Source organism: Phyllobacterium zundukense, from assembly GCF_025452195.1.
GTDB classification, from domain to species: domain Bacteria; phylum Pseudomonadota; class Alphaproteobacteria; order Rhizobiales; family Rhizobiaceae; genus Phyllobacterium; species Phyllobacterium zundukense_A.
Genome location: NZ_CP104973.1, coordinates 1,960,413 through 1,985,854, shown reverse-complemented (window position 1 = coordinate 1,985,854; position 25,442 = coordinate 1,960,413). Strand labels below are relative to the sequence as shown.

Sequence of the window (25,442 nt, the reverse complement as noted above, 5' to 3'; positions counted from 1 at the left end):
GGTAATAATGGATAGCGAGGTTGTATGAACAATTCGCAAAAGCGTGCCATCAAGAACTATCGCGACAGGCTGAGTAAACAAGGCCTGTCGCGATTCTGAAGTGTTGGGCCGGAATGCCGATCGCGACCTCATTCGTACCTTGGCCAGGAAACTGGCTGATGCGGGCCCGGATGCCGTTCGAGTTCGAGCAGCGTTAAGCCAAACTGTCGCTGATGCTCTGCCTAAAAGAGGGAATATTTTGGCAGCCCTGCGCCGTTCGCCGCTTGTTAATTCGGAACTGGATTTGATTAGGACCAAGGAGACCGGTCGAAGGGTCGATTTGTGACGCGTTACCTGCTGGACACCAATATCATCAGCAATGCGACCAAGCCGATTCCATCGGAATCGCTTATGGTTTGGATGGCCGATCAACTCGATGAGGACCTGTTTATATCGTCACTGACTATTGCCGAGATTCAGCGCGGGATACTTGAAAAGCCAACCGGGCGAAAGCGTGACGAACTCGAAGCCTGGTTCTCCGGACCGGATGGCCCATCGGCCCTCTTCGCTGGAAGGATTCTTGCTTTTGACGAGACGGCTGCATTAACTTGGGCCCGGCTCATGGCCGAAGGAACACGCAAGGGCAAACTTCGCAGTGCTCTGGATACGATTATCGCGGCAACTGCTTTAGTAAATAATTGTATTGTCGTTACCGACAACGAAAAAGATTTCAACGATATAGCCATCGTCAACCCGCTTTAGCTATAGCGCCTCATCCTTACGATCCGTGCGTCGGATTGAACTTGGCGATCTGCAGGAATGTAACTGCCTTGCCGGTGAACTTGTTGGCGTTGGCGACCGGCAGGCTCTGCTGGAAGCCGGCGGTATAGACCGTCGTCGGAGCCATTCGCATTTCTGCGTTGCGCAGGACTGCCGGTGTCACTGCGGGTGCCGTCTCCGCGACCTGCTCGGTCGAAAGTGCGCGGTCCGGAACGTCCGAGGAAACTTGGATCGCTTTCGGAGCCTGGCCCTGTGCGGTCTGCTTGCGCGGTTTTGCGCCCTTGGCCGTCGTGATCACACCATTGTTAAGCGCGGCCACCGGGTCGCCGGAGGCCTGAGCGTCGAGCATGGTCCGGCGCAGTGATGGCTGCGCTTCAATCGACGCCATTTGTGTATTCGGCTGCACAGCCGGTTTCACGCGTCCGCCGGTTGTTCCCGGCAATGTCGGCATCTCGGGCGTCGGCTGCGAAGCGGAAACGACATTTCCATGCTCGCTGTCGGCCTGCTTGATAAGCGCCTGAAGATCGTCATCCTCCGGAGCCGGAATAACCACTTCTTCTGCCGCCGCAGTCGCCTGAATTGCTTCGGTGACGGGACGCTGGTCGGGCACGAGCGAAGCAACCATCATGTCATTGCGCTTGGGCTTGTCGAAAGGTACCGGCACGAGCGCATTGGCCATTTCGGGCTGAGCCGTATCGGGATTCGCATCGTCAGGATTGGCCGCAATCATCTCACGAATGGCGCTGGCGCTGTCTTGCGGCTGCGGTCGTGGCATCGGCAGGGCGGCGATGACAGTCGATTGATCCTCGGCAAGCGCATTGAGCGTTGACGGTTCTCCTGGTGCCGGCGTCGGCGAATAGTCGGGACGGCGCAGCGGCACGGGAACCGCAAAGGCCAGGGCCCGGCCGTCTTCCGGCGATGTCGCAAGCGGCGCGTCAGGTCGCGGCGCCGTCAAAGGCGCAGGTGCACCGCGTACCCTCAGGTCCGGAGCGATCTGCTGCTGTTCAGGTTGAGGCTGGGCACGCGTTGCGACAGCCGGGGCGGCTGGTGCGGCGGTCTCGCCACCATCCGCGTCTTCAGCTATCGCGGCTGGTTTGGTCGAAAGCGTCTTCGAAGGCTTGGAAGCAGTTGCGACGGCAACTCTGCTCTCGCTGGTATCCTCTTCCTCATCGGCGCCACCGCCAAAGATCATGCCAAACAGCGTCTTGCCACTGCGGCTCGAACTCGAGGAAGCACTCGCGACCTGAATTGCACTGCCACCATTGCGCCTGCGGGATTCGTAGGCAGCGACTGCCTGGTCATAGCCGGGTAACGGCTTGCCATCGGAGGGAATATGCATGGTCTTGCCGTCCGGGAACACGGCCAGCAGTTCCCTGCGGCTCATGCGCGGCCAGTGACGGACATTGCCGACATCGGTATGGATGAAAGGAGAGCCTGAGGTCGGGTAGTAGCCAACGCCGCCAGCCTGGAATTTCATCGCTGTAACGCGAAGTGTTGAAAGCTTCACACCCGGCAGATACCAGTCCATGGCTTTGCCCAGCATATGCTGGCTTGTTTTCGCCACACCGCGCGAACGGGAGCGCAGCATGGAATTCGTGGTAGGAGAGCGATAGGCAGACACCACATTGATGTAGTCCCTGCCGCCGGCGTTCTGATAAATCTGCCAGACAAGGTCGAAGAGGCGGGGGTCCATCTTCGTCGGCTCGTTGCGGCGCCAGTCACGCAGGAATTTGTTGAGCTTGTTCAGCCCATCTTGCTGGTATCGGCCATTTCTCTTGAACGTAATCTCGGCACGTTCCTTGGTATGGATGAAATAGAGCCTGAGAGTCCTCGTCTCGGCGGAAGCCTGTGCGGATGCGAACAACATCGGCACAAAGACCATGAGGAACACAAACCAGCCGGCGCGCATGATAGAGCTCGCCCACGATCTGTTGTTCTGTGCATGAATCATGTTTGACAATTTCGTCCCCAACCTTGACCGTCTTTTCCAACCCCCGAATAGCTGGATTGTCCGATTTAATGGTTAATGGTCGCTTTACTGAAGAACAAATACGTTGAGAGCATGGCAAAAAGGCATATCGAATCCAGTGTTTTGTGACATGGTCAACGGGTTGTTAACAGCAGGATTAAGGCTTTTTTTCAAATGAATCCACCCCTCAAAAGTCTAAAAGTTGCTACAAAGTGGGACAAGCAAGACGGAACTGGATCAATTGCCAACCGACTCTTAAGGTTTAGCTCCTTTATCGAGGGCCTCTGATTCGCCCTCCAAACTTCAATATTCTGGTGCCAAAATGCGTTCAAAAATCAATAAATACTCGCTTGATACCGTGGTCGCGGCTCCCTCCAAATCGGGCAGCGCCACCGCTGTGAAAACTGATCAGGTCGCGCTCGGTCTGCTACCTGAATGGAACCTTGCCGATCTCTATCCATCCACGGAAAGCAGCGAGCTCAAGGCCGATCTCAAGAGGGCCGACGAACTCGCCGTCGAATTCGAGAAACGCTGGAAGGGTAATCTTGCCGCCGAGGCCGCCAAGCCGGAAGGCGGGGAGTTTGCCCGCTCGATCCGGGAATTCGAAGCGCTGGAAGAACTGATCGGCAAAATCGTTTCCTTCGCCGGCCTGATCTATGCCGGTGATACGTCCGACCCGAAGCGCGCCAAGCTCTACGGCGATATCCAGCAGAAGATGACCGACGCGAGCACGCATCTGATCTTTTACAGCCTCGAACTCAACCGCATCGATGACGCAATCATCGAAAAAGCCATGGCCGGAAATCCGGCTATCGGCCACTATCGCCCTTGGCTGGTAGACCTGCGCAAGGACAAGCCCTACCAGCTCGATGACAAGATCGAGCAGCTTTTCCACGAAAAGTCGATCACCGGGCGCGGCGCCTGGAACCGCCTGTTCGACGAAACCATGACGGCGCTGCGCTTTGAAGTGAATGGCGAGGAACTGCCGCTCGAACCGACCTTGAACCTCTTACAGGATGCAGATGCATCCCTGCGCAAAGCCGGTTTTGAAGCACTGGCCAAAACCTTCAAGGAAAACCTCCGAGTTTTCACACTCATCACCAATACGCTGGCCAAGGACAAGGAAATCTCCGATCGCTGGCGTGGCTTTGAGGACATCGCCGACAGCCGCCACCTGGCCAATCGCGTCGAGCGCGAGGTGGTTGACGCCCTTTCCGAAGCCGTGCAGGCCGCTTATCCGCGCCTGTCGCATCGATATTATGCGCTCAAGGCGAAATGGCTTGGCCTTGAGTACCTGAACAATTGGGACCGCAATGCCCCTCTGCCCGAAACGCCGCAGGCGATCATTCCATGGACGGACGCGCGCGAAACCGTGCTTTCCGCGTATCATGGCTTTGCGCCGGAAATGGCCGAAATCGCCAAAGCTTTCTTCGACAAAAACTGGATCGATGCGCCGACGCGTCCCGGCAAATCGCCCGGCGCCTTCGCCCATCCGACTGTTCCCTCGGTTCACCCCTATGTGCTGCTGAACTACATGGGCAAGCCGCGCGATGTGATGACCCTCGCGCACGAACTTGGCCACGGCGTGCATCAGGTGCTTGCCGGCGATCAGGGCGCCCTCATGGCCTCGACGCCGCTGACCCTCGCCGAAACTGCTTCCGTCTTCGGCGAAATGCTGACCTTCCGCTCGCTCCTCGAAAAGACCCGCGACAAGCGCGAGCGCAAGGCCATGCTGGCGCAAAAGGCCGAAGACATGATCAATACGGTCGTGCGGCAGATCGCATTTTACCAGTTCGAGCGCCGGGTTCACGCCGAGCGTAACAACGGTGAACTCACCTCCGACCGTATCGGCGAGATCTGGCTGGATGTGCAGAAGGAAAGTCTCGGGCCGGCGGTGCATTTCGGTGCGGGCTACGAAACCTTCTGGACCTATATTCCCCACTTCATCCACTCGCCCTTCTATGTCTATGCCTACGCCTTCGGCGACTGCCTGGTGAACTCGCTCTATGCGGTCTATCAAAACGCCGAAGCTGGATTTCAGGAGAAATATTTCGACATGTTGAGGGCTGGCGGCACCAAGCACCATTCCGAATTGCTTGCGCCCTTCGGCCTTGACGCGACGGACCCCGCCTTCTGGCAAAAGGGCCTTTCGGTTATCGAGGGGATCATCGACGAGCTGGAGGCGATGGACGCCGTATAATGACGACCTCTGCCCCCGTGCACACGCCCTATGAGGGCTCGGCGCAACCCTTCACCATAGGGTTGCAGCAGCTCGACCTGAAAGACTGGATCGAGATCGACAACAACCTTCTCGCCTATCTCGCCGAGAAGGAGCGGCTTTTCGGGCTCTACGGCGACAGGATTTTTGTGGAAGCACCGGGCACCGAGGGTGCCCAAGAAGAAGTACTGCAACTTCTCAGCACCCACCTCGTCGAGCACTATCCTGAAATCTATTCCAGCGACGGCGAGACCGTCAAAATTGCGGGATGGGACAAACCCGTATCGCTCGGCGATACCGATATCCCCTATTTGCATCGCGCGGCCAGCCTTGTTCAGGAAGACCTCGTGTTGATGCGCAAGGACGAGAGGCGCGGCTGGCATCTCGCCGCCGCCTCGTTATCGTTTCCGTCCTCCTGGACTCTTCTGGAGAAATTCGGCCGCTCCATGGATGATATTCACGCCCCCGTACCGGACTTCGGTGCAGGCACCCGCAATGCCGGGCTGATCACCCGCATGTTCGACAATCTGCGCCCGGATCGCTCGGTCCAGCGCATGAATTGGTCGCTGCAGCCCGACGGCAATCTCTATCATCCACTAGCGAGCCATCAGAAGGGCGCCCGCTACACCGACGAGGATATCGCAGCGCAAAGCTATGTTCGTGTCGAGCGGCAGACCCTGCGCAAACTGCCTATCTCCGGCGATATTCTTTTCACTATCCGCATTTATCTCGATCCTATAAGTGCCCTGAAGAAACATCCCGAATGCCGTAATTTAGCGGAAGCTTTTGCGCGCCAGCTCGAAGCGCTAAATCCTGCGCAACTGCACTACAAAGGTATTATGACAATCCGCGACCGGCTTATCGACGCGTTGAAACGCCTATAAGCGCCGCTATAATTAACAGTACAATGAAAATTCACTCTAAAAGAGCAAGGGGTTGTTTGCTCTTTGTCACGTCTATGCTCTATGGTTTCTTTGAGGCGGCATTTTAGCCGCTGCCCTCATTGATGGAGATCAAAATTAGGAGCAACAAAAAAATGGCGAAGGCTCAATGGCCTGTACATGGAGAAATTACCGGTCCGATCGTGATGATTGGTTTCGGGTCCATCGGACGGGGTACCCTGCCCCTCATCGAACGCCACTTCAAATACGATAAATCCCGCCTGATCGTTATCGATCCCAGCGATGCCAACAAGAAACTGCTCGACGAGCGTGGCATCCGCTTCATCCAGGAAGCCGTCACCAAGGAAAATTACAAGACGCTGCTCAAGCCGCTTCTGACCGAAGGCGGCGGACAGGGCTTCTGCGTCAATCTTTCAGTCGATACATCGTCGGTCGATATTCTGCGCCTGTGCCGCAAAGTCGGTGCGCTCTATATCGATACGGTTATCGAGCCTTGGCCGGGCTTCTACTATGCCAACGATCTCGATAACGCCGACCGAACCAATTACGCTCTTCGCCAGACATTGCTTGCCGAGAAGAAGAAACATCCCGGCGGTCCGACCGCTGTTTCTTGCTGTGGCGCCAATCCAGGCATGGTCTCGTGGTTCGTCAAGCAGGCCGTGCTTGACCTTGCCAGAGACCTTGACGTCGACCACGAGGAACCCGCCCGCACGGATCGCGAGAGCTGGGCCCGCCTGATGGACAAGGTCGGCGTCAAGGGCATCCATATTGCCGAGCGCGATACGCAGCGCGCCCATGAGCCCAAGCCTTTTGGTGCCTTCTGGAACACGTGGTCTGTCGAAGGCTTTATTTCCGAAGGCCTGCAACCGGCAGAGCTCGGCTGGGGCACCCACGAAAAATGGATGCCGAAGAACGCCCGCAAGCAGAAGAAGGGTAACAAGGCCGCGATCTTTCTCGAACAGCCCGGCGCCGATACCCGCATCCGCACCTGGTGCCCGACAGAAGGCGCACAGTTCGGCCTGCTGGTCACGCACAATGAGGCAATCTCGATCGCCGATTTCTTCACGGTGTTCGGCAAGAAGGGCAAGGCCGCCTATCGGCCCACATGCCACTACGCCTACCACCCTGCCAATGTCGCGACACTTTCGCTCGACGAAATGTTCGGCGCAGCAGGCCAGCCTCAGGCGATCCAGCACGTGCTCGACGAATCCGAGATCGTCGACGGCGCGGATGAACTAGGCGTGCTGCTCTATGGCCACGACAAGAATGCCTATTGGTATGGTTCGCAACTGACGATCGAGGAAGCCCGCAAGCTTGCTCCCTATCAGAATGCGACCGGCCTGCAGGTCTCGTCCGCCGTCATGGCAGGCATGGTCTGGGCGCTGGAAAATCCCGACGCAGGCATCGTCGAGACCGACGAGATGGATTTCCGCCGCTGCCTTGAAGTTCAGAAACCCTATCTCGGTCCGCTCATGGGTCATTATACGGACTGGACTCCCCTGGAGAACCGGCCTGGCCTGTTCAAGGAGAACCTCGATCTTGAGGATCCCTGGCAGTTCCGCAACATCCTGGTGCGGTAATAGCAGCAGCGATGAGCTACACAAGGAAACGGCAGCCCTTCGACTGCCGTTTCAACTTAAGGGCGATCCCTCAAAACTTGCTCTAGTGGGCAGGAGTTTTACCACCTCTTCGCATTTCATCTATTTTCTTTTGAAATTCTACGCGACGTTGTTGAGACTTTTTAACGTCATATATGGCATAAATCCACGCGCCACCGCCTACGACGAGACAGATGACGAAGGAGTAGATCGCATATTGAAACATCAGATCAGCTCCTTCCTCAAAACATACCGACCCAGATTATGTAGTGCCAAGGATAGCACGAACCAATTGCACGTCGCAAACGTCAGCAATAACCCTCAATCGTAATCTAGCCCAGTCATTGAGTTGGGATTGATGATGATCGCTGCTGCTGGGCTGAAAAATCCGATTGATATAGCCGCCGTGGACATTCGATCGGATGCAGCGGCTTTATATTTCGCGAGTTCGTTGGTCAGTATTGTCTGTCGTGCGCTGAGCTCCCTTATCTTATTCGAAATATCGCTGTCTGGTTCGAGACCATTGGTTTCCTCGGTCAAGATGGTTCCCCGCGACTTATGCCAATGTTCCAATGGAACACCGATCCTTCGAATTTACAATTAAACTTATGTCTTGTTTTTGCTTGATTTTCACGGCATTTAGAGAGCGATATCCATTGGGAGATTGTCTGGATGAAACGCTTTTCGGTTGCCACCGGCACAGCAACACTGGCCCTGATCCTTTCCGGCTGCATGAGCGGCGGTGTTCAGGAGGGTGGTCCTGCGCAGACGACGCGTCCGACCGACGCCGTGCAGGGTCAATGGTTCGATACGTCGGGGGTTGCTTTCTCCAATTTCAATGCCGGGGCGTTCGAAACGCGCGCCAACGATACCAAGGAAAAGTTGGCCGAGGGTAATTATCGTTTCGCCTCTGCAAATCTGATCGAGATCAACCTGCGTTCGCTCGCCCGTGGAACCCAGTCCAAGGTGAATTGTGCCCTCGTTAACACCGCTCAGCTGAATTGCACCTCGTCATCGGGTCAACAATTCTCACTGACGCGCCGCTCCCCGCAAGTGGGTTAAATCCAGGCAGTCGCACTCTCCTTCTTCGTCAGCCTTAGGCTTGACTCGGACGGCGGCATTCCCGTGAAGTGATGAAACCATTGCCTTGTCACAATGGCGCCAAGTAGCCATGACAGCATCACGCTCAAAACGACGGAGCTCTCCATGCCAAGAATAATAGCCACAATTCTGCTAGCCACCTCGGCCCTCGGCATGACGGCGGGCGCGGCGATGGCCGATTACACGTTGAATATCCTGCACATCAACGATCAGCATTCGCGCATCGAGCCGATCAACAAATATGATTCCACCTGCTCGGCCGAAGAAGAGAGCAAGAACGAGTGTTTCGGCGGCATTGCCCGCGTCAAGGCCAAGATCGATGAGCGTCGCGCCGCCCTGTCCAGGGATGGCGGCAATGTCATCGTCCTCGATGCAGGCGACGAGTTCCAGGGTTCGCTGTTCTATACGACCTACAAGGGCGACGACACCGCCGAGTTCATGAACCAGATGGGCTTCGATGTCATGGCGCTCGGCAATCACGAGTTCGACGATACGCCGGTCACGTTGGCCAAGTTCCTCGACAAGGTGAAATTCCCGGTCATTTCCAGCAACACGGAAGCCGCCCCGAATTCGCCTATTGCGGGGAAATTCAAGCCCTATATCATCAAGGAAATCGGCGGCCAGAAGATCGGCATTATCTCGGCTCTCACCACCGATACGGCGGAAATCTCCAGCCCCGGCCCGGGCGTCAAATTTGCCGATGAAATCGAAACCTTGAGGAAACAAGCCGAAGCGCTGAAGGCCGAAGGCGTCAACAAGATCATCGCGCTCAACCATGACGGCTATCTGAAGGACAAGGAGATCGCGGCCAAGGTCGATGGCATCGATGTGATCGTCGGCGGCCACAGCCATACGCTTCTGTCCAACACCGATCCGGAAGCGCTTGGCCCATACCCGACACTGGTCAAAAATCCTTCCGGCCGCGATGTACCCATCGTCCAGGCGAAGTCCTATTCGAAATATCTCGGCGAACTCAAAGTCACCTTTGACGATGATGGCAATGTGACGAACAGCGAGGGCGCGCCGATCCTGCTCGATTCTTCGGTCACACCGGATCCGGCCTTCGTTGCCCGCGTCAAGGAACTCGCCAAGCCCCTCGAAGAACTGAAGGCACGCAAGGTAGGCGAATCCACCGGCGTCCTCGAAGCGGCGCGTGAGGTTTGCCGCTTCAAGGAATGCAGCATGGGCGATGCTGTCGCCGATGCCATGCTGGACCGCGTCAAGGGACAGGGCGTCACCATCGCCATCATCAATGGCGGCGGTCTGCGCGCTTCCATCGATGCGGGCGACGTCACCATGGGCGAAGTGCTGACGGTACTGCCGTTCCAGAACACACTCGCAACGTTTCAGCTGCGGGGTTCCGATGTCGTCGCGGCGCTGGAAAATGGCGTGAGCCAGATCGATCAGGGCGCCGGCCGCTTCCCGCAGGTCGCAGGGTTGAAATATGCCTTCGACGTATCGAAACCGGTGGGGAGCCGCATATCCGATGTGCAGGTGATGCAGGGTGAAAACTGGCGGCCGATCGATATCGAGGCCACCTATGGCGTAGTCTCCAACAATTACATGCGCGCGGGCGGCGACGGCTACAAGATCTTCTCGACGAACGCCGTCAACGCCTATGACTACGGTCCCGGTCTCGAACTCGTCCTTGCCGATTATCTGGCCAAGCATACACCGTACAAGCCCTACACCGACGGCCGTATTACTGTTCTGGCACCCGGCGCTTCAGCTGAAGCCAAACCGGCGGAACCTGCAACGGCCGAAGCTCCGAAAGCTCCGGAAACCGCCAAGCCTGCTGAAACAGCAGCCGCCGCTTCAGCAGCCAACCACCATCCTGATTCCTATACGATCAAGCGCGGTGATAATTTCTGGGACATTGCCGAACAAATCTACGGCAAGGGTATCGAATGGAAGAAGCTCGCCGAAGCCAATCCGGACATGAAGGTAATGAAGCTGCCTGTCGGCGCTCAAATGAAAGTACCGGCGGCGATGTAGGGAGCAGTAGCTGAAACGAATTCCGGCGGCTGGGGACGTTTCGCCGGAATGATTTCGCGTAAGCTTTTCTCGGGCTCGGCGGAAACAGCCCCCACCCGGCGCTAAACGCCGACCCTCCCCACGTTGGGGGAGGGTGAAGGAAGGGGCTCCTATCTCCCCCTTCGTGGGGGAGGTCGCAGCGAAGCTGCGGGTGGGGGTGACTCCATCTGGCTATGAACCGCTCCAGACTTTCTCCGGCTTACGCCCTCGCCTGCACCGGCTCTGCCGCGTCGACTTGGACCGGCGCTCTGCCCATAAGACCGTACAGCACCCCACCGCCGATCAGCGCGCCAACCAGCCAGCCCCAGTCGCCGCCATTGGGAATCATGCCGGTCGCACCAAGCACCGAAAGCCCAACCGAGAACACACTGGCGATCGCCAGGGCGATCAGCGCCCTGCTGTTCCAGCCGCCGTCGAAATAAAGCGAGCCTTCCGGAGACATGGTATAGAGGTCCTCGAGCACGACCTGCTGCCGCTTCACCAGGTAATAATCGGCTATCATGATGCCGAAGATCGGACCGAGAACCGCGCCGAAAATGCTGACGAAAATGGTGATTGCTTGCGGGCTGGATACGAATAGCCAGGGGCAGACCAGCACCGAAAGGATCGAGGTGATCAGTCCCCCCATGCGAAAGTTGATCTTCTCGGGAAAGAGATTGGCGATATCATAGGCAGGCGAGACAAAGTTGGCGACGATATTGATGCCCATTGTCGCGACGATGAAAGTAATCGAGCCAAGAATGACAACCCACGGATTGTTGATGCGCTCGACAATCGCCACGGGATCGAGGATCGCTTCGCCGAAGACCTGCACCGTTCCTGCAGTGACAATCACGACGATGATGGCGAACACGATGAAGTTTACCGGAAGCCCAAGGAAATTGCCGACCTTCATGGCTTTCTCGTCCCGCGAAAACCGGGAAAAGTCGCCGAAATTAAGCAGCAGAGCTGCAAAATACGCCACGATCAACATCGACGCATTTGCCATGTGGGTCAGCGATGAGCCTGCGGCTGGAGGCGCAAGCTGCAGCGAAAGACTGGAAAAACCGGTTTGCGAAAGAATCCAGAGCGCGAGTGCGAACATCACGACATAGACGACGGGCCCGCAGAAATCGATGAATTTGCGGATCGATTCCATGCCTCGCAGAAATATCAGAAGCTGGAATATCCACATGAACAGGAAGCTGAGCCAGCCGAGTGTCGATAGGCCGAATATGTCGTTGTGGGTATAATCCGCAGCCGCGGGGTAAAGCGTTATCGCCAATGCCTGCACGGCCTTGGAAGCAAAATAAGTTTGCACGCCGTACCAGACAATCCCGACTATGCCGCGCAAAACCGCCGCGAGGTTTGCACCCATCACGCCAAAGGACATACGTGCAGCAACCGGGAACGGGATACCGTATTTCAGCGATGGCCGGCCTATGAGGTTCATCAGGAAATAGACTGCGGTAATGCCGACGATCATCGAAATGAGCACTTCCCAGCCGGTCAATCCGAGGAAGAACAGGCTTGCGGCAAACGTATAGCCGCCGACGGAATGGACGTCCGACATCCACATCGCGAACAGGCTGAAGGCGCCCCAGGTACGCCCTTCCGGTGCCGTAGGCGCCAGATCCTGGCTGTAAAGCTGCGGGTGAGCGCCGGTAATGACGATGGTGGGGGGTGTCGCGTGCGGATTGCTGGCCATGGAAATCGCTTCCTTCGTCTGATGAACAAAAACGGATAATTCAACGCAAGTTCCGTGCCAGTTGAAAGCGCTGTCCGTGAGCCGGCAAAGGGGTCAAAGCGCCGGTTCTTGTGCCTGCGAATTCAGCATGTTGCTGTTTTGATGACTTATTCTTGAACCGGCCACTCAACATGCGGCCTTTCGCACTCTTGCATTCGCCCCCGTGCCGACTAGTTTTCACGCTGAATTGGAGCGCATGACATGGTGAATTCTGGCGGAGATCTGGCAGCGGTAAAGAAGCCGGAAGACCATCCGCGCATCGAAACATCGAAGATCGGCGTTCTCCTTGTCAATCTCGGCACGCCGGACGGCACCGACAAGACGTCGATGCGGCGCTATCTGAAGGAATTCCTTTCTGACAAGCGCGTCATCGAGTGGCCCCGTGCCGTCTGGCTGCCGGTTCTTTACGGCATTGTGCTCAACACCCGCCCGAAAAAGTCCGGCGCCCTTTACGACAAGATCTGGAACCGGGAGCGCAACGAATCTCCCTTACGCACCTACACCCGCTCGCAGGGTGAAAAGCTCGGCGCGGCGCTTGCCTCTCATTCTGAGATCATCGTCGATTGGGGCATGCGCTACGGCCAGCCGTCCATCGAGCAGGCGCTGGAGCGGCTCGACAAGCAGGGTTGCAAGCGCATCCTGATGTTTCCACTCTATCCCCAATATTCGGCAACGACGACCGCGACGGTCAACGACAAGTTTTTTGAGGCGCTCATCAAGATGCGCTTCATGCCGGCAACGCGCACTGTCCCCTCCTATCAGGACGAAGCCGTCTATATCGATGCGCTCGCTACCTCCATCGAAAAGCACTATGCGGCCCTCGATTTCGAACCGGAGGTGTTGATCGCCTCCTATCACGGCATTCCGCAGAGCTATTTCAAGCGCGGCGATCCCTACCCCTGCCATTGCTGGAAGACGACGCGGCTGTTGCGCGAACGTCTTGGTTGGAGCGAGGACAAGCTGATCACCTGTTTCCAGTCGCGTTTTGGCCCGGAAGAATGGATGCAGCCCTACGCGGACAAAACGTTGGAGAAGCTCGCCAAAGAAGGCGTCAAATCCGTTGCCGTTTTCAACCCGGGGTTCGTTTCGGATTGTCTGGAAACGCTCGAGGAAATCGCGGTCGCAGGCGCCGAAATCTTCCATCACAATGGCGGCGTCAACTTCACCCATATCCCCTGCCTCAACGACAGCGACGAAGGCATGAAGGTCATCGAGACGCTTGTCCGCCGCGAGTTGCAGGGCTGGGTCTAGCGAAACCGTGAGCGTATCGACAAACGGTACATATCTGTTGCGTTTCGTACTGTGATACGATACGTATTGCAGGTGATCAAAGATTTCCGGGATGCGAAGACAAGATCGATCTGGGAAAGACGTCTTATCAAGGGCGTTCCGGCTGATATTGCCAACGTCGCGTTGCGCAAGTTGCGTTATCTGGATGCGGCTCAAAGTCTCGAAGATTTGCGAATACCGCCAGCGAGATCGGCTTGAAGCCTTGAAAGGAACCCGGAAAGGCCAGCATTCGATCCGGGTGAATGACCAGTTCCGGATTTGCTTCGTTTGGAGAGACAAAGACGCCTACAACGTCGAATTTGTGGATTATCACTAGGAGAAATGGAGGAAGCGATTATGACAGCGAAAGAACAATTTGACCTTGCACTTCCGCATCCCGGTGAGATTCTTCGCGAGGATTTTTTGATTCCCATGAATCTTTCCGTTTACGCATTGGCCAAGGCTATCGGCGTTACCCGCCCGCGCATCAACGAAATTGTACATGGCAAACGGGCCATCACACCGGAAACGGCGCTAAGACTCGCCCGTTATTTCGGAACCTCCGCAGAGTTGTGGCTGAATCTCCAGATGAAATACGATCTCGACATGGCCAAGGAACGGCTCGAGCAGGACATCGAGGTGATCGCGCCGCATAAATCTGCAGCGTAGTTGTGAGATACCGGCATAACGATCCATATCTTATTGACGCTGCCCATAAGGTCAGCCAGGGGAGGCCATAGATGAGCGGTTTTGACTTCACTATACCAGTACTTGTCGTTCTTGTGCTTGTGGTCCTGTTTGCGGGGGTCAAGACAGTGCCGCAAGGCTACAACTATACAATCGAGCGCTTTGGCAAATACACGCGCACCCTTGCGCCCGGGCTCAATCTCATCGTGCCGTTCTTCGACCGCATCGGCGCCAAGCTGAACATGATGGAGCAGGTGCTGAACGTTCCAACGCAGGAAGTCATCACCAAGGATAACGCGAACATCGCCGTCGATGGCATCGCCTTCTACCAGATCCTCAATGCGCCGCAGGCGGCGTATCAGGTCAGCGGGCTGCAGAATGCCATTCTGAACCTGACCATGACCAATATCCGTACCGTCATGGGCTCCATGGTTCTCGATGAACTTCTGTCGAACCGCGATACGATCAATGACCGCCTGTTGCGGGTCGTCGACGAGGCCGCGCATTCCTGGGGCATCAAGATGACGCGCGTCGAGATCAAGGATATCAACCCACCGCAGGACCTGCTCGACTCGATGGGCCGTCAAATGAAGGCGGAGCGCGATAAACGCGCGGTCGTGCTTGAAGCGGAAGGCACAAGGGCAGCACAGATCCTGCGCGCTGAAGGTCTGAAGCAGGCACAGATCCTCGAAGCCGAGGGCAGGCGTGAAGCTGCCTTCCGCGAAGCCGAAGGACGCGAGCGCCTGGCCGAGGCCGAAGCCAAGGCGACGGAATTCGTTTCCGCCGCAATCAGCGGCGGCAACGTGCAGGCGCTCAACTATTTCGTGGCCCAGAAATACACCGAGGCCTTTGGCAAGTTCGCGACCAGCCCCAACCAGAAGGTCATCCTGATGCCGATGGAGGCATCCGCTCTCATCGGCTCGCTCGGCGGTATCGGCGCGATTGCCCGTGAGGTATTTGGCGACAACGCTGCGACAAATCCAACGACGCCGTCAACACCGCCTGGACGCGGCCGCACTGTTCCAGGCACTGGCTCAAATTCATGATCTTGAAGCGGGGGAGTCGCGCGTATGCTTGAACGTCTCTTCGCCGAGCTCGGACCATGGAACTGGATCGTTCTCGGCCTTATCCTGATGATTTTCGAAGTGGCAGCGCCGGGAATATTCTTCCTGTGGTTCGGTATCGCCGCGCTCATCGTTGGCGGGCTGGCGATCTTGTTCGGCGAGACCTCATGGATGCATTGGCAAATTCAGGTCATCCTGTTCCTGGTACTCTCCGTCATCGCCGTCTTCATCGGCCGCAGGCTGATCGGCGCAACGGATGTGGAATCGGACGAACCGCTGCTCAACCGGCGCGGTGAACAGCTGATCGGTCAGGTGGTGACGCTCGAAGAAGCGACGATCAACGGCCGTGGCCGGGCCCGCGTTGGCGACAGCCTGTGGCGCGTGACAGGACCCGATCTTCCAGCGGGAACGCGCGTGCGCATCACCGGTATCGATCGTGGAACGCTCGTGGTAGAGGCGGCTTAGGCGCGCTATAAGACTATTGTCCTGTTTGCGATGCTGATCGCGCCTGTGATATGATTTAAGAATGAAGAAACCTACGCCCAGCTTTGTTGTCTCGGTTTTCGAGGAAGACGGCCGATGGATCGCCGTCAACGATGATTTGCCCATTGCTACAGAAGCGCCAAGCTATAGCGAGTTGCTTGAAAGAGTTTGGGAGATTGCGCCGGAGATGGCGGTTCTGAATGGCTGGGTAAGCGATCCAAAGAAGCTTCGCCTCCGATTCTACATAGAAACAGATAACTCCACAGCAAAAGCACTCTAATACGTGGGTGCCGTTCTCTATCGGGAACTTACCGATCTTCTAAGCAAAGCCGGATGCAAATTCGTGCGCCAAGCTAAGGGTAGCCACGAATATTGGAGCAGTCCGATCACAAACCGTTCTTTGTCGTTCCCTCAAACATCGAAAAACGTCACACCGCCAATGCTGTTCTAAAACAAGCCGGCCTGCCTAAAGCATTCTGACACGAGAAACTGCCGAGTCTCGTAAACATGTCAGAGCCTGATCGAAAATTCGTCGGGGGTGGCGAAAATGGCGGTTTTCGAGCACCGAAGCGCAGCCTACATCTCTCGTACGTGAGCATCGTAGCGCAGAAAAACGCCATTTGCAGCCCGCCTTGGCGAATTTGCGTTCAGGCTCCTAAGCTGCCCCTATCCGGAGCAGATCATGGAAATGCACGATCCCGACCGGGACGTTCTTTTCGGTAACGATCAGCGCGCCGATATTGTGCTCGTTGAGCAGCGCCAGCGCCGCGCTTGCCAGCATCGTCGGCGGCACGGTCTTGGGTTGCCGCGTCATGATCTCGTCGACGGTCATCGTCACCAGATTGCGATGCAGATTGCGCGAAAGGTCGCCGTCGGTGATGATCCCGGCGAGTGTACCCTCGTCATCGAGCACGGCCACGCAGCCAAAGCGCTTGTCTGCCAGCACCTTCATCGCCTCGGGCATTGGCATGCCGAGCGGCACCAGCGGCAGCTGATCTCCACGATGCATGATCTCGCGCACATGGGTGAGACTTGCGCCGAGCGATCCGCCCGGGTGGAATGTCTTGAAATCGCCCGCAGTGAAGCCCCGCGCTTCCAGCAGCGCCACTGCAACCGCATCACCCATGGCGAGCTGCATCAGCGTCGAAGTCGTCGGCGCCAGGCCATGCGGACAGGCTTCCGTCACCCGCGGCATCAAAAGCACCACGTCGGCGGCCGTTGCCAGCGCCGAATTCTCGCCGGCGGTCACTGCGATCAAGGGAATGCGGAAACGCCGTGAATAGCTGACGATACCCTTGAGCTCCGCCGTGTCTCCAGACCAGGAAATGGCGAGAATGGCATCGTCGACGGCAATCATGCCGAGATCGCCGTGATTGGCCTCGGAGGGGTGCACGAAGAAAGCCGGCGTACCCGTAGAGGCGAAAGTCGCGGCTATTTTCGAGCCGATATGGCCGCTCTTGCCGACTCCGGTGACGATGATGCGTCCGCGCACTCCGGCAATCATTTCGATCGCCTTGCAAAAGGCCTCGGCCAAGGGACCTTCCAGCGCACTGCTCAGCGCGGCCAGTCCGTCCTTCTCGGTTGAAATCGTCCGCCTGGCCGAATCGACGGCTGCGGTTTTGTCCAGTTCGGTGTCGTTTATTGCCTGCATGGCCGCAACCGTTAGCGCCTCTGCTCGCCGCTGTCCAATATTTGTTCGCCGCGGCACCTTACAGCGGCACCGGTTAGTTAGTCGTTAACCATGGCTCTTTACCATCCTTAACGTTCGAACACTGGCAAACCTATTGACGCACATTTCTCAACCACGCTTGGAAGCACCGCCACAACGCGGCAGCTTCAGGACTGCAGTCAATGTCTGTCTGATGGCAGCATTGCTCGGCAGCACCGTGTTTGTTTTCCTCCCCTTGGCCCATGCCCAGCAAGCAACGCCGTTACGTGGCACCCTGCAGGACAATCCTGTGCAGGTGCAGGCGCAAAACAATAATAATTCCAATGGCTCGCCCGCCATCAATCCACCGAATACCGCCCCTTCGCCAACGGATAGCGGCATACCGTCACGACACTACGAGCCTATCAGTCCGGGTGCGCTGCCGCCTGATGATGACAATGGCAATCTCGGCCTGCTCGGCGTCCCGCTGGACGATGGTTCGCCGCCCGCCGGTCCTGCCGACAATAGCGGCGGCCTGAACCCGGACTCTGCCGCCCTGCCCGGCAGCGACACAGCACCCGTACCCGCTGCACGCCCGCTGCGTCTGCGTCCCGGCGAGCGATCGCTGCTGGACGAAGAACGCGCCGATACATTCGATAACGGCCCGATCGAGCAAAACAGGGAAGCCAACCCGCCCGCTGGTCGCACGGATCGCGACAATCTTCCGGAACCAGCGCTCGAACGGCGTATCATCCGGCCCGATCCGGAGCCCTTCGCGCCGCTTGGTATCAGGGCAGGTCTCGTGACGCTCCGCCCCTCGATCAGCACCGGCCTACGCGCCACCACCAATGCCGATGGCAGCTCGGACGGTAGCGCGGCGCTATTATCGGAGACACGCCTTCGCGCCCGCGCCACCACGGACTGGGCGCGTCACTCGGCCTGGCTCGATTTCGATGGCACCTATGACAAGACGATTTCCGGCGAGGAGTATTCCGCCCCGAATGTCGGCCTGCGCGGTGGCATGCAGCTCGACCTTGGCGAACGCACCACCGTAACGGGCGAGGTTGGCTACCGGTACCGGCAGGAAGACCCTAGCGCGCCGACAACCATTATCGGAACGTCGAACCGGCCCGCCGTCCAGGAGCTCGATGGCAGTCTCGGTGTGCGCAAGGAATTCGGCAAGTTCTTCGCGGATGTGAAAGGCAATGTCGATCGCACCGTCTATGGCAATGCAGAATTCTCCGATGGCTCCGTCGTCAGCCAGAAAGACCGAAACAACACTTTTGCCAGTATCGCGCTGCGCGGTGGCTTCGAAATGTCCCCGGCCATCAAGCCTTTCGCCGAGGTTGAAATCGGCAAGTTGATGTATGACGAGAAGGAAGATTCGAACGGGTTCCAGCGCTCCGGCGTTCGCACGGGCCTGCGCGGCGGTGTCGAGGTCGATTTTGCCGAAAAGCTGGCGGGGGAGTTCGCGCTTGGCTATCTGCGTCAGGGCATAGACGACGACCGGCTTTCGCCAGTGGATGGACTCAGCATTGACGGCGCCCTCAAATGGTCACCGCAGCGCGGAACCGATGTGGACATCGGTCTGCTCACCCGCGTCGAAGGAGCCACGGCACCCGGCGACAGCGGCTCGATTTTTTACGAGGGCACGGTCGGCATCAAGCGGCAGGCGCGCGCCAATCTCGATCTCAAGGCAACGCTGATTGCGTCACTGCGCGACAACAAGGATGGCACCGGATGGGACAAAGGCTTTGGCGCTGAAATCGGCGCGACCTACTGGTTCAACCGCTTCTTCGGCTTTGATATCAGCGCCCGGCATGAATTTACCCACAGCGACGTCGAATCGCGCCAGACCGATGAAACCAGCATTTTCATGGGTGTGACGCTGCAGCGGTAGTGAGTGGGCTTGTCGAAGGGCGAACCACGCACAGGGGAACTGTCCAAGAGTTTATTGGGATCGCTGAACAGGCAAAAATTGCTCTAGATAACGGCTTCGATGAGAAACGGACCGCGGCGCTTCAAGACGCTATCGAGAAGGTCGTCGAACTGCTCACAGGTACTGGCGCGAGCGGCCTCTACCCCCATCCCTTGGGCGATCGAGACCCAATCCAGCGACGGTTGATCGAGATCAAGCATCCGCCGTGCATTCTCTCCAATTTCGCCAACCCCGACCTTCTGCATTTCCGTATGCAGAACGGCATAGGTGCGATTGGAAAAAATGATCGTGACGACGTCGAGATTTTCGCGGGCCTGTGTCCAAAGTCCCTGCAAGGTATACATGGCGCTTCCATCCGCCTGCAGGTTGAAGACCTTCCTGTCCGGACAAGCTATCGCTGCGCCAGTCGTCAGGGGAATACCGATGCCAATCGCCCCGCCTGTTGTCATGAGGAAATCATGCGGCGCCGCAAATTCGGATAGCGCAAAGAACCGCCGGGCAGACGTGATTGCTTCATCACAAACAATCGCATTTTCGGGCAGCTTTCGCGCCACCATCACGGCGATCGCGTCGTCGGTCAGCTCTCCGGTTAGAACCGGCTCGTCCGGCATCGCGCTTGACCGCAGCGGTGACTGCGTCCGTTTCACGCCCAGTTCATCGCGAAGAGCGTCCAGCGCGCCCTCCAGATCCTCACCGTGCTTCGCCAGAGCAAGAACCCGGCAATCGTTGTGGACAAGGCGTCCAGGCTTGCCGGGATAGGCGAAGAAGGCCACCGGTTCGGTGGCTCCAACGAGGATCAGCACGTCAATATCGCTCAGGACTTCGATTGCCGCATCGATCGGATAAGGGATACGGGTCGGAGCGACACGGCCAACGCCGCGCGCCATTCGCGCGACGGCAACCTCACCGAAAAGACGAACATTTCTCGCCGCAGCGATCTGCCCGGCAATCTCGAGGCCATCGGGCTGTGCAGCGGCACCGCTGACCAGAATCCCGGCGCGGCCGGGAGCACTTCGGATGGCATCCGCAATTTCCCGCACCCTGTCGGTTGGAACAGCAGGCGGGGCCGGCAGCACCACCTTGTTCCGCGGTACAGCTTCAGCATCTCCCCACGCAGCATCGGCGGGCAGAATCAATGTTGCAATGCCGGCTGGCACGAGTGAGGCCCGATAGGCTGCCTCGGTAGCGGGAGCAACATCGACTGGACCACTGATGCGACAGACCCAGTTCGACATTGGCGCCGCCAAGCCGTCGATGTCCGTGGTGAGCGGCGCATCGAAGGGAAGATGATAGGACGCATGATCCCCAACGACGTTTATCATCGGTACACGGGCGCGGCGGGCGTTGTGGAGATTGGCGAGACCATTTGCCAGGCCCGGCCCGGTGTGAAGCAGCGTTGCGGCGGGACGGCCAGTCATTCGGGCGTAGCCATCAGCCGCCCCGGTGACGACACCCTCAAACAGGCCAAGCACGCACCGCATCTCGGGCTTGCGGTCGAGCGCCGCGACGAAATGCATTTCCGATGTTCCAGGATTGGCGAAACACACGTCTACATCATTGGCCAGAAGTGTGTCGCAAAGCGCATCTGCACCATTCATTGCCACGCCCCCAAGCCCTTGCAATACAGCGATCCTTACAGAACCGACGCGTAAGGGCAAGCCGCGGTCGGGGATGATAGCCGGAGAAATCCTGCTCTACGGTCAATTTCAGCATCGCATCGGTCAGCTGGATTTCATTGCCAGCCCCGTTCCTGATTTTCGAGTATGCTGAAAATCTCCGGCTGCAGTATGTAGCGGCCATTGATATAGAGATTGGATGGCGCTGTGCGTGGTTCGACAAGTTCACCATGAGGGAGGTTGAGGATTGCAACGATAGTCGCCAACCTCGCCAAGCTTGCTTCTCTTGGCTCCCTACAATCAACCCACTCCCCTCATGGTGAGCTTGTCGAACCACGCACAGGGGAACTGTCCAAGAATTTTTCTGGCACTTGGCTAAGTATCGAAAATCGCTATCTCCCCACAAGAGGGAGATAGCTCTGCACAATCCTCACCCCCTGGGCTGGATCGTCTTCAGCATATTGCCGATATTGTCGATGACACCATTGCGGATATCCTGCCGCCACAGTGCAAATGCGACGTTCGCCTCGACAAAACCTTCCTTGGAGCCGGTATCATAGGTGCGGCCCTTGAAATGATAGCCGAAGAAATCCTGCTCTTTGGTCAGCTTCAGCATCGCATCGGTCAGCTGGATTTCGTTGCCGGCGCCGCGTTCCTGGTTCTCCAGAATACCGAAAATCTCCGGCTGCAGGATATAGCGGCCATTGATATATAGATTGGAGGGAGCCGTGCCTTTGGCGGGCTTTTCCACCATCTGCGTCAGTTCGAAACCATTGCCGATGGGTTTGCCCTGACCGACAATGCCATATTTATGCGTCTCTGCCGGATCGCATTCCTGCACCGCGACGATATTGCCGCCCGATTGATTATAGAGCTCCACCATGTCCGCGAGACAGCCATTTTTTTCCGGCTGCATGATCATGTCCGGCAATAGCAGCGCGAACGGTTCGTCACCGACGATATCGCGTGCGCACCAGACCGCATGTCCGAGACCCATCGGCACCTGCTGGCGGGTAAAGCTGGTCGTTCCGGGACCAGGCTGGATTCCCTGCAATTCGTCGAGAAGTGCGGACTTGCCACGCTCCGACAGGGTTTGATAGAGCTCGTACTGAACATCGAAATAGTCTTCGATGACTGCCTTGTTGCGCCCGGTTACGAAAATGAAATGCTCGATACCGGCCTCGCGTGCTTCGTCCACCACATACTGAATGACCGGCTTGTCGACGACCGTCAGCATTTCTTTCGGAATGGATTTTGTAGCTGGAAGAACACGGGTGCCAAAGCCCGCAACTGGAAAGACGGCCTTACGTATCTTCTTGGCTTCGGACATCATTACCTCGTTACTGATTACGATTGATATTGCGGGAATTTCCTCGATAGACTTTTTTGTCCCAAAGACCCAAAATGCACAGGTCTGTAAAATAAATAATCGTTGCCGGTGTTAATGTAGGCCATGCCGGTGGGTTTGCCCATGCATGGTAAACCAATTCCTAACTTTGACGTGCGTAATTTATCCTTTGACCCAAAATGACGGAAATGAGGAAAGACATGATCGGGGGTTTAGCAACGTTTTCGAAACACGCGCTGATCGTTGCCGCGGCAGCAGGTATCGCTTTTGCCGGTGCGATCGACGATGCATCTGCCGATGCGAAATTCCAGAGCTGGATAGCGGATTTCCGCGGCACTGCACTGAACAGCGGCGTTTCGGCGTCCACGTTTAATCGTGCCTTCGTCGGCGTCACCGAAATCGATCCGGAAGTTCTGCAGAAAGCCAAGTCTCAGCCGGAATTCACCGAGCCTGTCTGGGGCTATCTCGACAATCGCGTCAACGAACAATCCATCGCAACCGGCCGCGAGATGTCGCGAAAGTATAGCCGATGGCTCGGCGCTATCGAAAAGTCGTTCGGCGTCGATCGCAATATCCTTTTGGCCATCTGGTCGATGGAAACCAATTTCGGCGAGATCATGAAGCGCGACGATGTGATGCGTGACGCCGTGCGCTCGCTCGCGACACTCGCCTATGCCGATCCGCGCCGGGCGAAATATGCCCGCACGCAATTGATCGCCGCGATGAAGATACTGCAGAAAGGCGATATCGATCGCAGCCATCTGACCGGTTCATGGGCGGGCGCCCTCGGGCACACCCAGTTCATTCCAACAAGCTACCTGGCTTATGCCGTCGATATGGATGGCAATGGCAAGCGCGACATCTGGAATTCTGTGCCTGACGCCTTGGCCACCGCCGCCAATCTCTTGCACAAGAATGGCTGGCAGTCCGGTCAGACATGGGGTTATGAAGTCGTTCTGCCGGCTGGCCGCAAATTCCCGTCCGGTTCGCGCACCATTGCGGAATGGCAAAGCATTGGCGTCGTTCGTGCCAACGGCAAGGCCTTTCCGCGTGGCGGCGAAAAGGCAACGCTTAAGGTACCGGATGGACGCGGCGGCCCTGCGTTCCTGATGACACGCAACTTCTACGTTCTGAAGAACTACAACAATGCGGATAAATATGCGCTTGGCGTCGGCCTTCTGGCCGATCAGATCGGTGGCTCTTCCGGGTTGCGTCAAGAATGGAATCGTCCTTTCACGCCCATCACCATGAAGGAGCGCGAAGAATTGCAGAACCATCTGCGCGAACTCGGCTATTATGACGGGAAGGTCGACGGCAAGATTGGTGACGGCTCGCGCAACGCGATCCAGGCGTTCCAGAAGCAGATGGGCCTCGATCCCGACGGTCACCCGAGCATGGAAGTGCTGACGGTGATAAGGAAGAAGTAGCAATAGCGCAGCAGATTATCTCTCCCCTTGTGGGAGAGAAAGCGATTTCAGCATCTTAGCCCTTGCTAAGTGCTAGAAATCGCCAGTGAGGGGATTTTTGCTCAGAACATTATCCCCTCTCTTGGATTTTCTAAGGATTTAGCAAAAAGGCTAAATCCAAGAAAATCCTTTCTCCCCCACAAGGGGGGAGATAAGCTCCGGCATCGTCGGTGCAAATCTCGAAGGTCGCGGGATAGAACTCATGGAGTGCAATCAGTTCGGTGTCCGGCAGGACAGAGGGGAGCGTTTTAGGCCGATGAGCCGCGCACCCCTGTTGCTTTCAATGGTTCTCGGCCTTGCCGCCATCCTCGTCTTCACCGAAACGGCCTCTGCCCGCACGATCCTCGACATGCTGTTCGGACCGCGCCAGATATATCGCGAACATACGGATCGGCTCATTGAAGATGGCAACGGAAGGAGGGTTCGCCCGCCCGCCCGAAACCGCCCGATCAAGCGGGCACGCCCGCGCTCCGTCGCACCCCAGGCCTCACCGGGTCCCCGGCCGAGCACTGTGGTAAAAGAAGCCGCTATTCCGGAGAAATTGCCGGACGCCAAGACAGTGCTCATAGTCGGTGACTTCATGGCGAAAGGCCTTGCGGAGGGTCTCGATGAAGCATTCATCGATCTCGCCAGGCGTTCGTGTCGTTGATAAAAGCGACGGTTCCTCTGGCTTCGTCCGCGATGATCATCGCGATTGGCCGGCAACGATAGGCGCTGAGATCGAAGCCGAGAAGCCTGCGGTCGTCGTCATGATGGCGGGTGCAAATGATCGCCAGCAATTTGCCAATGGCCAGACGCTGTTGAGCGATGAGTGGGACAAGGAATATCAGGCGAGAATCAACGCCTTTCTCGAAGCCGTCAAGAAAACCGGCCGTCCGGTCGTTTGGGTCGGCCAACCCTCCTACAAGACCAAGAGCATGACCAATGATGTGCTGGCCTTCAACGAACTCTACCGCAATGCAACCGAGAAAGCCGGTGGCACATTTGTCGACGTCTGGGACGGGTTCGTTGACCAGAGCGGCAGTTTCACCCTGTCGGGTTTTGACATGTCTGGCCAGACGGCGCGGCTGCGCAACAATGACGGTATCGGCCTGACGCCCGCCGGCAAACGCAAGCTCGCTTTCTATGTGGAGAAGCCCTTGCGGCAGATGCTGGGCAATGCAACTTCCCCCAACATTGCTGCAGTCAAACCGGGTGCGCCGGTGCAGGCACTTCCGGGGACGCCGCAAGCGCCTGTCACGGTTGACAGGCTTGCCCCGATCAGCCTCAACGACCCCGAACTCGATGGCGGCACCGATCTTCTCGGCGCGTCACCGCGTGGTGCGCCGGCGCCGGAAAAATCCGCGCGTGACCGGCTGGTCATCGATGGAGTAGCACCGGAAAGTCAGCCGGGGCGGGTCAATGATTTTTCCTGGCCGAAGCAACCGGATGCAACTCCGACCACCGGCGCCGTGCGCTGATAAAAATTCGCCAGTGAGCTATCGTTTCCTGCAAAGTTCTTGCGTGGAATGGTGCGATCCCTACGCATGAATCGTCGAAACTGATGCAAGAATCATCGAGATCTGCCACACGAATTTCAACCGGAACGGGAATTCTAGTTGTCCAGGGTTGAAAA

At 57.3% G+C, this 25,442-nt stretch carries 19 protein-coding genes and 5 pseudogenes; 17 read left to right on the top strand and 7 right to left on the bottom strand.

Annotated features, from left to right (window positions below; translation table 11 throughout):
* Window positions 1–24 precede the first annotated feature (24 nt).
* Both N8E88_RS22140 and N8E88_RS22135 read left to right on the top strand, forming a co-directional pair.
* Window positions 25–325 (top strand): annotated as a pseudogene (locus tag N8E88_RS22140) (hypothetical protein).
* Window positions 322–741 (top strand): type II toxin-antitoxin system VapC family toxin, encoded by a 420-nt coding sequence (locus tag N8E88_RS22135; RefSeq protein ID WP_114430236.1) that lies wholly within the window; start codon window positions 322–324, stop codon window positions 739–741. Before N8E88_RS22140 ends, N8E88_RS22135 begins: the two are co-directional and overlap by 4 nt.
* 16 nt (window positions 742–757) lie before the next feature.
* On the opposite strand, the gene N8E88_RS22130 is transcribed toward N8E88_RS22135, so the two are convergent.
* Window positions 758–2,710, bottom strand: a complete 1,953-nt coding sequence (locus tag N8E88_RS22130; protein ID WP_262295571.1) for a peptidoglycan L,D-endopeptidase MepK — start codon at window positions 2,708–2,710, stop codon at window positions 758–760.
* 340 nt (window positions 2,711–3,050) lie between these two features.
* Between N8E88_RS22130 and N8E88_RS22125 the strand changes: the two genes are divergently transcribed.
* The 3 genes from N8E88_RS22125 to N8E88_RS22115 all read left to right on the top strand — a co-directional run bounded on the left by N8E88_RS22125 (window position 3,051) and on the right by N8E88_RS22115 (window position 7,428).
* Window positions 3,051–4,928: a M3 family oligoendopeptidase gene (locus N8E88_RS22125; RefSeq protein ID WP_262292470.1), complete on the top strand. Its 1,878-nt coding sequence runs from the start codon at window positions 3,051–3,053 to the stop codon at window positions 4,926–4,928.
* Entirely contained in the window at window positions 4,928–5,830 is a 903-nt protein-coding gene (locus tag N8E88_RS22120) for a heme-dependent oxidative N-demethylase family protein (protein WP_262292469.1), read from the top strand. The genes N8E88_RS22125 and N8E88_RS22120 overlap by 1 nt, the downstream gene beginning before the upstream one ends.
* 152 nt (window positions 5,831–5,982) lie before the next feature.
* Complete coding sequence (locus tag N8E88_RS22115; RefSeq protein WP_262292468.1) at window positions 5,983–7,428, top strand: homospermidine synthase; 1,446 nt, start codon at window positions 5,983–5,985, stop codon at window positions 7,426–7,428.
* 339 nt (window positions 7,429–7,767) lie between these two features.
* Here N8E88_RS22115 and N8E88_RS22110 read toward each other — a convergent pair whose 3' ends face one another.
* Window positions 7,768–7,986, bottom strand: coding sequence for a hypothetical protein (locus tag N8E88_RS22110; RefSeq protein ID WP_262292467.1), 219 nt, complete (start codon window positions 7,984–7,986; stop codon window positions 7,768–7,770).
* Between the two features lie 132 nt (window positions 7,987–8,118).
* On the opposite strand from N8E88_RS22110, the gene N8E88_RS22105 reads away from it, so the two are divergent.
* Window positions 8,119–8,508, top strand: a complete 390-nt coding sequence (locus tag N8E88_RS22105) for an outer membrane lipoprotein Omp10 (protein WP_262292466.1) — start codon at window positions 8,119–8,121, stop codon at window positions 8,506–8,508.
* 144 nt (window positions 8,509–8,652) lie between these two features.
* Window positions 8,653–10,542, top strand: a complete 1,890-nt coding sequence (locus N8E88_RS22100) for a 5'-nucleotidase C-terminal domain-containing protein (protein WP_262292465.1) — start codon at window positions 8,653–8,655, stop codon at window positions 10,540–10,542.
* Window positions 10,543–10,780: 238 nt separating this feature from the next.
* On the opposite strand, the gene N8E88_RS22095 is transcribed toward N8E88_RS22100, so the two are convergent.
* Window positions 10,781–12,268, bottom strand: coding sequence for an NCS1 family nucleobase:cation symporter-1 (locus tag N8E88_RS22095; RefSeq protein ID WP_262292464.1), 1,488 nt, complete (start codon window positions 12,266–12,268; stop codon window positions 10,781–10,783).
* A gap of 240 nt (window positions 12,269–12,508) precedes the next feature.
* Here N8E88_RS22095 and hemH point away from each other — a divergent pair, with 240 nt between their 5' ends.
* The 7 genes and pseudogenes from hemH to N8E88_RS22060 all read left to right on the top strand — a co-directional run bounded on the left by hemH (window position 12,509) and on the right by N8E88_RS22060 (window position 16,290).
* The gene (gene hemH / locus N8E88_RS22090; RefSeq protein ID WP_262292463.1) at window positions 12,509–13,558 is read left to right on the top strand and encodes a ferrochelatase; all 1,050 of its coding nucleotides are present in this window, start codon (window positions 12,509–12,511) and stop codon (window positions 13,556–13,558) included.
* A gap of 72 nt (window positions 13,559–13,630) precedes the next feature.
* Window positions 13,631–13,913, top strand: a pseudogene (locus N8E88_RS22085) (type II toxin-antitoxin system RelE/ParE family toxin).
* Window positions 13,856–14,245, top strand: a complete 390-nt coding sequence (locus N8E88_RS22080; RefSeq protein WP_315975246.1) for a HigA family addiction module antitoxin — start codon at window positions 13,856–13,858, stop codon at window positions 14,243–14,245. The pseudogene N8E88_RS22085 and the gene N8E88_RS22080 overlap by 58 nt, the downstream one beginning before the upstream one ends.
* A 71-nt stretch (window positions 14,246–14,316) precedes the next feature.
* The gene (locus N8E88_RS22075; RefSeq protein WP_262292461.1) at window positions 14,317–15,309 is read left to right on the top strand and encodes an SPFH domain-containing protein; all 993 of its coding nucleotides are present in this window, start codon (window positions 14,317–14,319) and stop codon (window positions 15,307–15,309) included.
* Between the two features lie 24 nt (window positions 15,310–15,333).
* Entirely contained in the window at window positions 15,334–15,792 is a 459-nt protein-coding gene (locus tag N8E88_RS22070) for an NfeD family protein (protein ID WP_262292460.1), read from the top strand.
* 61 nt (window positions 15,793–15,853) lie between these two features.
* Window positions 15,854–16,090 carry a DUF1902 domain-containing protein gene (locus N8E88_RS22065; RefSeq protein WP_262292459.1) on the top strand — a complete coding sequence of 79 codons (237 nt, stop codon included), beginning with the start codon at window positions 15,854–15,856 and terminating at the stop codon, window positions 16,088–16,090.
* Between the two features lie 3 nt (window positions 16,091–16,093).
* Window positions 16,094–16,290: pseudogene (locus N8E88_RS22060) on the top strand (type II toxin-antitoxin system HicA family toxin).
* Window positions 16,291–16,465: 175 nt separating this feature from the next.
* Here the strand turns inward: N8E88_RS22060 and N8E88_RS22055 are convergent.
* On the bottom strand, window positions 16,466–17,461 hold the full coding sequence (locus N8E88_RS22055) for a KpsF/GutQ family sugar-phosphate isomerase (RefSeq protein ID WP_262292458.1): 996 nt from the start codon (window positions 17,459–17,461) through the stop codon (window positions 16,466–16,468).
* A gap of 133 nt (window positions 17,462–17,594) precedes the next feature.
* Between N8E88_RS22055 and N8E88_RS22050 the strand changes: the two genes are divergently transcribed.
* On the top strand, window positions 17,595–19,358 hold the full coding sequence (locus tag N8E88_RS22050; protein ID WP_262292457.1) for an outer membrane beta-barrel protein: 1,764 nt from the start codon (window positions 17,595–17,597) through the stop codon (window positions 19,356–19,358).
* Window positions 19,359–19,441: 83 nt separating this feature from the next.
* On the opposite strand, the gene N8E88_RS22045 is transcribed toward N8E88_RS22050, so the two are convergent.
* The 3 genes and pseudogenes from N8E88_RS22045 to galU all read right to left on the bottom strand — a co-directional run bounded on the left by N8E88_RS22045 (window position 19,442) and on the right by galU (window position 22,343).
* A complete protein-coding gene (locus N8E88_RS22045; protein ID WP_262292456.1) occupies window positions 19,442–20,995 on the bottom strand; it encodes an acetolactate synthase large subunit in 1,554 nt (517 codons plus the stop codon).
* 67 nt (window positions 20,996–21,062) lie between these two features.
* A pseudogene (locus N8E88_RS22040) lies at window positions 21,063–21,222 on the bottom strand (UTP--glucose-1-phosphate uridylyltransferase); the annotation flags it as partial.
* A 221-nt stretch (window positions 21,223–21,443) separates the two neighbouring features.
* The gene (gene galU, locus N8E88_RS22035) at window positions 21,444–22,343 is read right to left on the bottom strand and encodes a UTP--glucose-1-phosphate uridylyltransferase GalU (RefSeq protein WP_262295570.1); all 900 of its coding nucleotides are present in this window, start codon (window positions 22,341–22,343) and stop codon (window positions 21,444–21,446) included.
* A gap of 206 nt (window positions 22,344–22,549) precedes the next feature.
* On the opposite strand from galU, the gene N8E88_RS22030 reads away from it, so the two are divergent.
* Together N8E88_RS22030 and N8E88_RS22020 are read left to right on the top strand one after the other, a co-directional pair.
* Window positions 22,550–23,788, top strand: coding sequence for a lytic murein transglycosylase (locus N8E88_RS22030; RefSeq protein ID WP_410010695.1), 1,239 nt, complete (start codon window positions 22,550–22,552; stop codon window positions 23,786–23,788).
* A 295-nt stretch (window positions 23,789–24,083) separates the two neighbouring features.
* Window positions 24,084–25,287, top strand: a pseudogene (locus tag N8E88_RS22020) (DUF459 domain-containing protein).
* Window positions 25,288–25,442 lie beyond the last annotated feature (155 nt).